This window comes from Atribacterota bacterium, assembly GCA_028703475.1.
GTDB lineage: Bacteria > Atribacterota > Phoenicimicrobiia > Phoenicimicrobiales > Stramentimicrobiaceae > JAQVMU01.
This window is the reverse complement of the sequence record JAQVMU010000050.1, coordinates 1-11,933: the sequence shown is the minus strand read 5'-3', so window position 1 is coordinate 11,933 and position 11,933 is coordinate 1. Positions and strand designations below refer to the sequence as shown.

General features: G+C 32.1%; 11 protein-coding genes. All 11 read right to left on the bottom strand.

All coding sequences use genetic code 11. The features are described from left to right. Positions 1–436: 436 nt before the first annotated feature. The 11 genes from PHQ99_06145 to PHQ99_06095 all read right to left on the bottom strand — a co-directional run bounded on the left by PHQ99_06145 (position 437) and on the right by PHQ99_06095 (position 11,684). Entirely contained in the window at positions 437–859 is a 423-nt protein-coding gene (locus tag PHQ99_06145) for an N-acetyltransferase (GenBank protein MDD4289150.1), read from the bottom strand. A 191-nt stretch (positions 860–1,050) separates the two neighbouring features. Continuing rightward, positions 1,051–1,872 (bottom strand): peptidase MA family metallohydrolase, encoded by an 822-nt coding sequence (locus PHQ99_06140; protein MDD4289149.1) that lies wholly within the window; start codon positions 1,870–1,872, stop codon positions 1,051–1,053. 82 nt (positions 1,873–1,954) lie between these two features. Then, positions 1,955–2,473: a cysteine hydrolase gene (locus tag PHQ99_06135; protein MDD4289148.1), complete on the bottom strand. Its 519-nt coding sequence runs from the start codon at positions 2,471–2,473 to the stop codon at positions 1,955–1,957. A gap of 307 nt (positions 2,474–2,780) precedes the next feature. Next, complete coding sequence (locus PHQ99_06130; GenBank protein MDD4289147.1) at positions 2,781–3,878, bottom strand: FAD:protein FMN transferase; 1,098 nt, start codon at positions 3,876–3,878, stop codon at positions 2,781–2,783. Between the two features lie 160 nt (positions 3,879–4,038). Next, positions 4,039–5,043, bottom strand: coding sequence for a hypothetical protein (locus PHQ99_06125; protein ID MDD4289146.1), 1,005 nt, complete (start codon positions 5,041–5,043; stop codon positions 4,039–4,041). An 86-nt stretch (positions 5,044–5,129) separates the two neighbouring features. After that, positions 5,130–5,672, bottom strand: a complete 543-nt coding sequence (locus PHQ99_06120; protein MDD4289145.1) for a Gx transporter family protein — start codon at positions 5,670–5,672, stop codon at positions 5,130–5,132. Between the two features lie 11 nt (positions 5,673–5,683). Further along, entirely contained in the window at positions 5,684–6,064 is a 381-nt protein-coding gene (locus PHQ99_06115; protein MDD4289144.1) for a NusG domain II-containing protein, read from the bottom strand. A gap of 21 nt (positions 6,065–6,085) precedes the next feature. Beyond that, positions 6,086–6,991: a UbiA family prenyltransferase gene (locus PHQ99_06110; GenBank protein MDD4289143.1), complete on the bottom strand. Its 906-nt coding sequence runs from the start codon at positions 6,989–6,991 to the stop codon at positions 6,086–6,088. 55 nt (positions 6,992–7,046) lie between these two features. After that, on the bottom strand, positions 7,047–8,024 hold the full coding sequence (locus PHQ99_06105; GenBank protein ID MDD4289142.1) for a polyprenyl synthetase family protein: 978 nt from the start codon (positions 8,022–8,024) through the stop codon (positions 7,047–7,049). Next, complete coding sequence (locus tag PHQ99_06100; protein MDD4289141.1) at positions 8,017–9,981, bottom strand: NAD(P)/FAD-dependent oxidoreductase; 1,965 nt, start codon at positions 9,979–9,981, stop codon at positions 8,017–8,019. Before PHQ99_06100 ends, PHQ99_06105 begins: the two co-directional genes overlap by 8 nt. A gap of 392 nt (positions 9,982–10,373) precedes the next feature. Continuing rightward, the gene (locus tag PHQ99_06095) at positions 10,374–11,684 is read right to left on the bottom strand and encodes a hemolysin family protein (GenBank protein ID MDD4289140.1); all 1,311 of its coding nucleotides are present in this window, start codon (positions 11,682–11,684) and stop codon (positions 10,374–10,376) included. Between the last annotated feature and the right edge of the window lie 249 nt (positions 11,685–11,933).

The window sequence follows — 11,933 nt, the reverse complement described above, 5'->3', positions numbered from 1 at the left end:
TAAAGATTGGAGGTAATGGAGAATTCTGGAATGCCCAATAATAAAAGAATCCAATAACAGAAAATGCTAATGTTAAAATGATTACTGTAATTATAACTGATAAATATTTCATATAAATCCGTTCTTTCTTGATATATAGCCATAATTTTGTGCCAATTATCTACTATACTATATAATATTAAAATTTATTCAAAAACTACTGCAAACATTATTCTACTTATATTTTTCCTTTACCTGATTTTTTTTAAAAGCTGAGAACTGACAACTAAAACTTATAGTATACCAATACCTGTTTTTATTGACTAATAGGTCGGTAAATAAGTTAATTGGCAAATTTGGCATTTTACCTTACATCTCGGATCTATCTTTACCAAATCCTAACTGCTAACTATTACCTACTCCTTACATTTATATCCAAAATTATTACATTATATTCTTAAGGCCATCGCATAACTATTTCCAGATGACCGGTGTTTTTATCTTCTTGTTCCTTTACAAACCAAAATCCTGCTTTCTCGTAAAATCGAATACTTTTTTGATTTTCTTTATATACATTTATAATCAGTTCCCTTCGTAATTCTTTTGCGGTTTGTAGCAATTTCATTCCAATTCCCTTACTTTGTTGACTTGGTGCAACAAAAATAGCAGCTAAAATATTTTCAGATAATGAGAAAAAACCGCAAATACCAGTCTTATTTTCATAAACATAAGACTCTGAGCTTGGTATATATGTATATTTCATATCCTTTATCTTTGAAACCCAATAATTACTATCAATAAAATCATGGGAAATAATTGATGCTTCCAGCCAAATATTTAAAACTTGTTCCAGGTCACTTTTTTGAATTTTTCTTATCACTTGTGTAGTTTATTTACTCCTTTCAGGTATACATAAAAGAATTTAATTTATCAGGAAACCATATCAGATAAGAAAATTTAACAAAATTGTGATCCTTAACTAAAAATTATAAATAGTTAAATTTTAAATATGGATTCAAAAATCACTGGATATAAGTTATAAAAGGTATAAGTAAATAATTAATAATTGTGTTAAGCAGTTATCTCCATAACATATACCTTCCATTCCAGTTCTAATGTGGATAATTCCTTGTTGTAAATCTCCTGGCATTTTGAATTAAAATTGAGTCTGTTTGCTTCTACCAACATTTTTTTAAATTTTTCCATTCCATATTTATCTACAAGATAAGATACAAAAGAACCGCTAACCGGGTAGGTTATTAAAGTATCGAGAGAATTCCAGCTACTGACCATCTCACTTATAGCAGGAAGCTTATCTTCATCCATAAACTTTTTAGTCCATTGATGTAAATCTGTAATAGGATCAGATACAGCATGCCACACTCCATCCATTGTAACTGCTAAGCCTTCATTTAGAAATGTGGTTCCGGGTTTGCCTATTGCATTCCAGGTAATGACATGTGTTATTTCATGAGCAGAAGCTCCTTCAACTCCTATTGATTTGCCTTTTTCACTATATACCCCTAATACGACTTTTTGTCGGTTATAGGCTAAACCCTGCACATGATCCCATCCTGCGTCTTCCGGTGTTGGATAGATATAAATGGAAATTGTTTCATCAAACTGGACATTCAGCTGTTCCAGGATATATTGATAGGTTTCCTCCTGAACCCGGACAATATCGTCTAAATTTTCCTCAGCATAAGAATCAGCCCGATAATAAATATCAAAATGTTCAGTTTTCTCTAATTCCCAGTTACCTTCTGGATTAAACTGTCCTATCCCGGGAATTATGCTGCAGGAGGTTAATACTAAAAATACTGCTGGTAAAAACAACATATAAAGAATTGTCTTTAACTTAAAGTTAATCCTATTATAACTTCTATTAAACATAAAAACTCCCTGACAGTATTACTTACTGCTACTTTAATAAAGTTATTTTATCAAACTATATTAAAAAATTAAACCCTGGAATCTATAATTGTATTCTTAACCATTTTAGGGCAGGAATTACCCTTACTCCCTGCTTTTCCAGCTGTAAATTATATTTTGAGACAACCTTTTCTGCATTCTTGCAAAAGGTGCTATGCCCATCACTAATTAATGTTACAGAAATTCCCATATCTAACCCACCAAGACAGGCCGCATTAATACACCCATTAGAAACTAATCCTGTTATAATAGCCTCTTCTATCCTGTATTCCTCAAGCAAAGACAAAAAATGCTGTTCTCGAAAAACATTTATATTCCTCTTATTTACAATTTTATCCTCCTTGGATAAATGCAAAGCTTCATAAATTTTCCAACCATCAGTGTTTGCTTTTAAAAATGATTTATTGGAATGTTGAATAAAAAATACAGGTTTTTTATTCTTGTGAAAAAAATCTATTATACTATTTACATTATTTATTAGCTCATATTTATTAAACACATCCCTATTTAACAAACCTTCATTTTGCATATCAATTACCAGCAAAACCTGATGTTCTTTCATGTAATTATTACCTTTTTTAAATTAAATTTTATTATATTAAAATATATATTAAAATTCGTTCAAACAGTTTATCTAATTATTTTTATTATAATTTATCTGCCTCACATTCAACAATGAAAACATCCTGTATGATTTCTATTTTAAAATGCTTACTTATAGTAATAAATAAGACGCCTCGCAAAAAAAATTCCTTAAAACTGATTTGTAAATTTTTATCATTACGAAAAGTTGTACCGTCTGCAATTTTTCAGAGATAATGATTATGAATTAATTGGATTAATTGCTTTTAGAATAAAAAAAGCAGAGGTTATTCTACTAAAAATTTCTGAAAACCTGTAGAAAATTTTTGCTCGCCATCTGGTAGAATCCAAAAAGCTTCAACTCCCGATTTATTTTCAATTAATGCCAATCCTTCTTCCAAAGGCATATTATAAATGGCAGTAGCCAGTGCATCGGCTTCACCTGAATCTTCACATATTATTGTAACGGCAATAAAATAATCTGCCGGATATAATGTTTCGGGGTCAATTATATGATGATACTTTTTCCCATTCACTGTATAATATCGAATGTAATTCCCGCTGGTAACCAGGGATTGATCTGACAGATAGACTATATGTAAATTTGATTCAACACCAGGTGATTCAGGGTTCTGAATTCCAATATTCCAGGATTCTCCTTCCATGTTAAAATCTTTAGTGCCAATTATTTTTACATTTCCACCTACACTTATTAATCCGGAAGTAAATCCTCTATTTATAGCATTCCGGCTGGCTTGTTCTACTGCAAATCCTTTGGCAATTGCACCTACATCAAGACTCATCTCGGAGTCCTTGATGAATACTGTAGAGACTTCCTTATCAATAACAAGTTTATTTATATCTGTGTGCCTGGCTGCTTCTTCAAGTAAATCCATTTGGGGCAATTCGGAATTTTTTGGATCCTGTATTCCTCTTTCCCGATATTCATGCCAGATAGATAATACAGAACCCATGGCAACATTTACTTTTCCATTTGTCTGTTGATAGATATCTTTAGCAAACAAAAGCAAGTCTATAATTCGGCTGTCAATCTCGGATAGCTCTTCTCCGGCACTATCATTAATTATTTTTATATTAATAATATCCTCATATGAATTATATATATCATATAACTGGTGATATGCCTCTAAATCCTGATAGATCTGATTTACATGCTCTTGAAACTGTTCTTTACTATCCATATAGGCTACAATCTGTGTCACTGTATCAAATAAAGTAAGAAATTGGGCTTCATATCTTTTTTTCTCCGGTTTCTCACAGGCTGAAACACAAAAAATAAATATACTGATGATAACGGACAAAAATATTTTTATATAAATTTTTGTGCTGGTTTTATTTAAATATCGATTAAATTTTTTATTCATAAGATTTTTCCAAAATTTTTAAGTGAAATAGAAATAATTTGTCGTGAACTATGCTTTAATAACCTGGAATCTTATTGTGTATACAAAATGAGAGGCAGTTGTAAAACTCACCTCTCATTTTTATCTTCAAAAGAAACTAATATGTATTAATATTTTACTTTTATTTTGCTGAGTTATATGCCTTTTCAACTATCTCAATAAATGGTCCTATATGAATGGTTACCGAAGAGGCTAATTCAGATTCAGATGACCTTCCCTCTTCATCTAAAGAAATGCCTTTTACTTCTTCAATAGTTTTACCTATTATGTAATTTGCAAATGCTTCTGCCTGCTCATACCATTCTTTTCCTATAGATGAAGCAACTTTCATGCCATAGGAATCTCCCATTTCATTTTTAGTTTCCGGGTTAATTGACAAGTCACTGGTAATTTTTCCTTCCCGATTAAACTTAACATCTGACTGAGCAGCATCAATTATACAACTTGTAATAATCCCTTCATTATCAAAGGTTACCGCAGCTATGTTCGAATAGGCCTGGGCAGTTCCATCTGCTTCAGCAGTGGCATCTTCTGACATATCAATAGTTGTTATTAATCCAATTCCAAGTTTATCATTTGCTGCTGCACCAAGGTTTTCAACCTTATTAACTGCTTTTTCAATTGTTGTAATAAAATCAGAAATATGTATTGTTACTGAAGAGGTTAATTCAGATTCATTAGGTATGCCCTCTTCATTTAGGGAAATGCCTTTCACTTCTTCAATTGTCTTACCAATCACGTAATTGGAAAGAGCAGTGGCCTGTTCATGCCATTCTTTTCCTATGGATGAAGCAACTACCATTCCATAGTTTTCTCCCAATTCCTGTTTACCGACAAATACTTCATTTAGAGGGGTAAGAATTTCCCCGTCTTTTGAGAAATTTATTCGAGTCTGTGCTGAATCAATGGCACAATTTGTAATCCTGCTGTTCTCATCAACTGTCACTGCAACAATAATTGAATCAACCTGAGCAAGGCCATTATCCTCGCCTGCATCAGCTGAGTTTGCTATAGAAGTATCCACAGCTAAACCGATTTTTGCATTCCCGGCTTCCTGACTGAAAGCACCTGCCGGTAATATCAATAAAGCAGTAATAACTATATAGATTAGTGTCAATTTCTTCATTACCTTTTCCTCCTTTTTTTGGTAGTACTAAATAATACTAATACATTTTTAATTAGTATTTTAAATTAATATCAAATTATTATTAATTATACCAGTCTTTTTAGTGCAGGCAATAAAATCTTCAACATTGTTGCAGTTAGCAAACCTGTAATAATCCCTGCTACAAGCAGGACTGGCAAATAATACCATAGACTTATGCCCACATATATTATTGAAACTACGATAAATTGACCTATATTATGCGACACTGCGCCAATTATACTGACACCAATAATTGATATGTTCTGTTTCAGCAGAAACAAAATTAATAACATACAGGTAATAGACAGCAATCCCCCGGACAGGCTCAACGTGCTTGCTATAAAACCCCTGGTAAAAAAAACAAATATTGCTTTTAAAATTGCTATAAGATAAGCTTCTTTTGCTCCTAAAAAGAAAATTGCATACATTACAATAATGTTCGATAAACCAAACTTAACCCCCGGAACCACCATCGGCATAACCGGAAATATGCTTTCCACCAAAGAAAGAATGAGTGCAATGGCAAATAATAATCCCGTAAATATCATTACTTTCGTTTTGCTCATATTACCGGTTAAACGGTAAGCTTCATAATTTTCCATCTGCATCCCGATTCTCTTTAATTTCCAACTATTATATCTACATCCCGATTATTATAATCAGCGCTGACAATTTTTAACAACAAGCCATTGGGCAAACAGGCAGCAAATTGACCAGGTTTGCTTATCTTTCCTGTTTTTATACATAACTTATCCGGACAATCTGATTCTTCGAAACAAATGTTCCCATCTATAAACAGGTGAAATATTACATTCTCATTTTCTTTAACAGAAAATATCCTGTCAATGCCCTGATCTAAGGGTACTGTCTCAACTAATTCTGAGTAATGATAAATTTCAGCTCTTAACGGATTATTTGAAACTTGATTCTGATAGATTAGGTATGAGAAAAAACTGATTAACAGGATAAATAAGATTATAATAATATCATATTTTTTCATATAGCTAAATTGTTCCTGTTACTATAATAAACCGCTTAAAAATATCAAAAACACGTTGCTTCCCATAATGATTATATAATTTTTTATCGATAACGGGAATGTCCTTTCTTTATCTTGCAGTTTAAAAAATTGTTTGACATTTTTCTGAACAATAAAAAGAGTAAGTATGAATAGCAAAACAAGCGGGGGTAATATTTTTAAAAATACCATAAGTATTGTAGTGATATAAATTATATAGTATAACCAGGCAAATAAAAATAATGATTTCTTTCCAATATAATAAGGCAAGGTATAGCGTTTTACTTTGACATCTTTTTCCAAATCGCATATATTATTTGCCAGCATGATATTTGCAGTAGTACATACCGGTGCTGCAGATAACAAAATTATAGTTATGATGGGCATAATATTAAGACTAATAAATATGGATAAAGGTTCATAGTTTAGACCATATGTGAGATAGGTTCCTTCTGGCATATTAATATATAGCATTATGAAGGGAATAAAAAATCCATAGAACAAACCTGACAATATTTCTCCCAGTGGTAGTCTGGAAATAGGAATTGGACCGAATGTATAGAAGATGCCGGTTAGAAAACATAATCCTCCCAGGAAAAGCACCACAAGATCTGTCAGTATTGCCAGATATAACCCCAATAAAGTACTGATGCTTAACAGTAAGAATAATATTAATAAAGCAGTTTTTCGCTTGAATTGTAATTTTTGGTCATTGGTTTTAGTATCAATATAATTATTTATTGATGTTGTTGTAAGATCAAAAATAAACATTGAAGCAAAGAAAATTACAGTCAGTCTCCAATTAATCGGTTGCTGTATATAAAAAAGATATGCCAATGCTAAAAGGAAGGCAAATATACTGGTAATTTTTGTTTTTATTTCTATAAAACTTAGAAATCTATTTATCATTTTTTTACTCTAATATATTTTATAGATATATGTAATGTAAATTTTACTGTAGAAGCTAAAAAACACGATAGGCATTATCCAGCAATGATACTATCCTCTCTCTCTTTTGTTCGGTTATTTCTAATTCCTGAATTAACATTATGGCTTTTTTATAATATTTTCTGGCTAATTTTCTTGTATATAAAAGCCCACCTGATTTCTTTACTAATTTATTTATTTCAGACCTTGTCAGGATGTGGATTTTAGCTTTTTCTCTGACATTTTCAAAAACTTTAAATGTATGTATCAATGGTAATGTAATTACATCTTTTTCATAATCTGATTGTACAGGTTTTTTGGCTATTGTTTCGGTTGTTTCAAAATCCATACAATCATCAGTCAATTGAAAAATCATCCCAAGATAATGGCCAATTTTAGCATATTTTCTAATTTTAGTTTCATCTTCCTCTACCAGGGATGCTCCTGCATAAAAGGCAGTCTTGAACATACATGCAGTTTTCCCGGAAATAATCCTTAAATACTGAAAGACAGACAGGTTGTAATTGCCATTATTAATTTGCTGACGCAATTCTCCCAAACAAATATTTCCAACAAAATCCGGAATTTTTTTATCCAGATATTTTTCTTTGTCAGAAACTGCGGCAACCATCTTTAAAGCCACGCTTAACAGGTAATCTCCACAGATTACTGCAATCCTATTCCCGTATTTTTTCTGCAAGGTAACCTTTCCGCGTCGCATGTCAGATTTATCAATAACATCATCATGCACTAAAGTAGCAAGATGCAGAAGTTCTATTGCATTAGCAAGTATAACAGCATTGCTTAATACAAAACCCTGTTTATTCTCAGCACATATCAGGATAGATTTTGCTCTCATCAATTTACCGAAGCTCTTGCCTAAATGCATTGTATATTCCCGAATAATTTTTGGGGAAGCTGATAATATCTTATCTATCTCGTCTTTCAGAATATCAAGAGCTTCTTCATAACTATATTCAATTACAGTATCAGCCTGTTTAACACTATCAATCATTATAAATATACAACTTTCTTACAATTGGTATATTCTTCCACCATTTTTTCAGCCAGGGCATTACGTAATAATCCAGACCAAAGATTCTCCCTCCACCAATAAGCACTGCAATACCGGCAAATATCATCCAAAAATTATTCAGGTAAACACCGGTAGTACAGGTAAACATTAATAATAAAATCAGGGAAACACCTGCTGCAGGAAATGTAAATAAACCTCCGATTAAGGCTAATCCAATTGCTATTTCAGCTATCACAATTCCTGACTGCATAAAAATCTGAATAGTATCACCAGACAAAACAATATTATCAATAAACCAGTTGATAAGCGGAACATCAAGTTTTAAGGCAAAGTCACCTAAAGTTGACTCTATAAGTTCCTTGCCACTTACAAAATATACTTTAAATAATCCCAGTATGTTCCAGTTAATTATAGCAGTGCCAATACTCTGGACTGTCTCATTTGCTCCTGCAGCAGCTGTAGCTGAACTTGTGGCTTCAACAGCTTCTGAAGTAATCCCTAAAACTGAATTAAACCAATCAGTTGCTGATCCAAAAAAAGAAGTCAGCTTAGTCTCTGAAAACCAGCCCTCACTTACCTTTTTAACTCCCTCTAATATCCAGGCCAGACCAAGCCAGATTCTTAATGGAACAAGAAGAAAGCTGGGAGTGCGGTTTGAAAAGTGTCCTCCTACAAAACTCCTGCAATTTCGTATAGTAAAAAATTCGTGTTTAAGATAGCTGAATACTTTATTCCATCCTAATATCTGGGCAAAATACATAACATTGACAAAATGTTTGACAAACATGGCCAGGAATGATGGCAAATTAATCATAAAGTTTGGGAAACCAACACGGGCTAAACCATAACGTCCGCCAATAGATACCATAAATCCGTGAAACTTTGGTTTGTACTTTTTTAGATTCTCTTTACCGTTGATTAAGCAATGAATGTTATGGGAAGCTGCAGCTGCACTCTGTTCACAGTTTTCTACTACTTGTGGCACAGGCTTTTCCTCCCCTTCCGGTATATAAAGCATATTATCTCCAATAACAAATACGTTGTTATAATTTACTGAACGGAGATAGGCATCTGTTTTTATCCTGTTCCTGTTTCCGGATTCTAATACCTCAGCAGCTTTTCCGGCAATATCTGCACTTTCAACCCCGGCACCCCAGATTACTGTATTTGTATCATATTGGTTACATTGATTATTCTGAATAATCTGGATATAATCAGGACCTACTTCACAGACATTAGAGTTAAGAAATAAATTGACACCAAGCTTCTTAAGATACCTTTCAGCTTTTTCTGAGAGTTCTTCCGGCAGATTAGGTATTGTACGGCTTAAAATATCAACTATATTGATACTTACTTCATCATGGTCAATTTCAAATTTTTCAGTTATAATTGGTATATACTCAGCTAATTCACCGGCCATTTCTACCCCTGTGAAACCTGCACCGACTATAAAAAATGTGAGTACCTTTTTTCTCTCCTCTTTATCCCTTAAACGACTGGCTTTGCTAAATACATTCTGAATATGGTGTCTAATTGCTAACGCATCATCATAAGACCAAAGTTGGAAGGTATTTTCTGCAGCCCCCTTTACTCCAAAAAAAGTTGGCTTTGAACCGGCACTGAGAACTAAATAATCATAATCATATGTATTTTCCTCTCCAACTACTTGTTTTTTGTCAAAGTCAAAAGAATTTATATTATCCAGCTCAACTTTTACATTCCTTCCGGCAAATATCTTTTTTAAACTTGCCCTGATGCTTTCTTCATTCACCCGACTAGCCGCTACCTCATGCAGCTCAGTGAGCAATGCATGGTATGGATTTCTATCAATTATTGTGATAGAAACTTCGTTCTTATCTTTAAATTTTTTAGACAATTTTTTGGCAGTCAGGATTCCTGCATATCCTGCTCCAACAATAACTATCTTTTTCTTCATTTTATATACTCCTTAATTTTTTAGCTTTATAATGGACTGCTTACAAAAATATTTTTCAATAAACTAAAACAACCAACAGGTAAATATAATTAATGGACGAAATTTATATATTAATATCAATTATATTTTTCTTTTATAGCTTATTATGCGTAAAAACTCAAACAATTTTTCATATTAATGATCTCCTCCTAAAAATAGATGGATTATCCTTATTTTAAATAAATTTTAATAATTTTGATTTTACTAAATATACTACGAGTTTAGTTAAATTATTTTTATATTTTTTTATTATAAATTTGTTGCAGAAATATTATTGATTTGGTTATTATTGTAGATTCTATTCAAGTTTTATTATAATCCTGTAAAGTTAAACAGCTGGATTATTTATGTTATTATTTATTTTTAATATAAACAGAATGAATTAACGGACCGCTCATTTCCTTAACACGAAATATATAACTTTCAACTTCAACTTCCGGTGATTCTTCTTTTTCGGGTACGTATCCTAAGCTATCGATGATAAAACCACTCAAAGTATTATTTTCGTCCGTGTCGATACTTATATTGAGAAACTCCAATAGATCTTTCATTTTTATTCGACCATCAACAAGAAATCCACCACCGGTAATCTTCTGTATCATCTCGATATACGGTTTCTCTATATCTCCTACAATCTCCTCTAAAATATCAGTCATGGTAATAATTCCGGATGTTCCACCATACTCATCCACTACCACAGCCAGATAATCCTTATGCTGCTTCATTTCACTAAAAAGATTAACCAGCAAGTGCGATTCAGGCACAAAAAATGGGGGACGCATTATATCTTTTACCTTTAGAATAGGTGTTTTTACTTCTTCTGATGGATACATAGAGATAAAATCCTTACTATACACAACACCCACTATTTTGTCGATACTTTCTTCAAAAACAGGAAATTTACCGTGAGATGTTTTCTTCATCATTTTCACTATATCTATAAATGATGATTCTACAGGAACTGCCTGTATCTCAGTTCGATGTACCATGGCATCTTCCACCAGAGAATCAGTAAATTTAAATAGATTTTTGACTATATGCTCTTCTGTTTCTTCAATAGTTCCCTGCTCTCTACCTTCCCTCAGGTTAAGCAATATTTCTTCTTCAGTCATAATATGTTCATCCTGAGTAGGCTCTATTCCTAAAAAACGCAATACTGAATTAGTAGAAATGGATAATAATCGAACAAGAGGTTTTGTGACTACTGACAGGAATATAATTGGAGAAACAAAACGCGAACTAATTTTATAGGGGTTTCTCATAGCAAGTCTTTTTGGTACTAATTCACCAAAAACAAGCATAAAATATGTCAAAATTATAGTTATTAAGAAAACCATAAATATGTCAATAAAAGAAAGCCAGGTTTGCGGAATAGCAAAAGTTGAAAGCCATTTAATTAATGGCTTAGCCAGGGTATCGGCAGCAAATGCACCTGATAATAATCCTGCAAGGGTAATGCCTATCTGTATTGTAGAGAGAAAATCACTGGGATTCTGCTTCATTTCAAGTAGTAATTTTGCTTTTTTATCCCCTGACTCAATTTTATTTCTTAATTTCACTTTTTTCAGGCTAATCAAAGAAATCTCACTTGAAGCCAAAATACCATTAATAATAATAAGAAAAACAACAATACCTATGGCAATCCACGGACTGCCATCTTCCATATATTATTCCTCCCTTTACTCATAAAATGTAATTTTAATTATACCTTTTTACCAAAAATATTCAAATTAATTAATATTTCTTTCTTGCTATTATAGTTTAATAAAAGTTTCTGTACTATAATAGATTTATAAAAATATTTTATAATTAAATAATCATTTTATGTCTATTTAGTCTTACTAAAAAGGAGACAAAATTATGAAAAATTGGAGAATATTTTTTCTTTGGTTCATATTAATCTTAATCCTGTT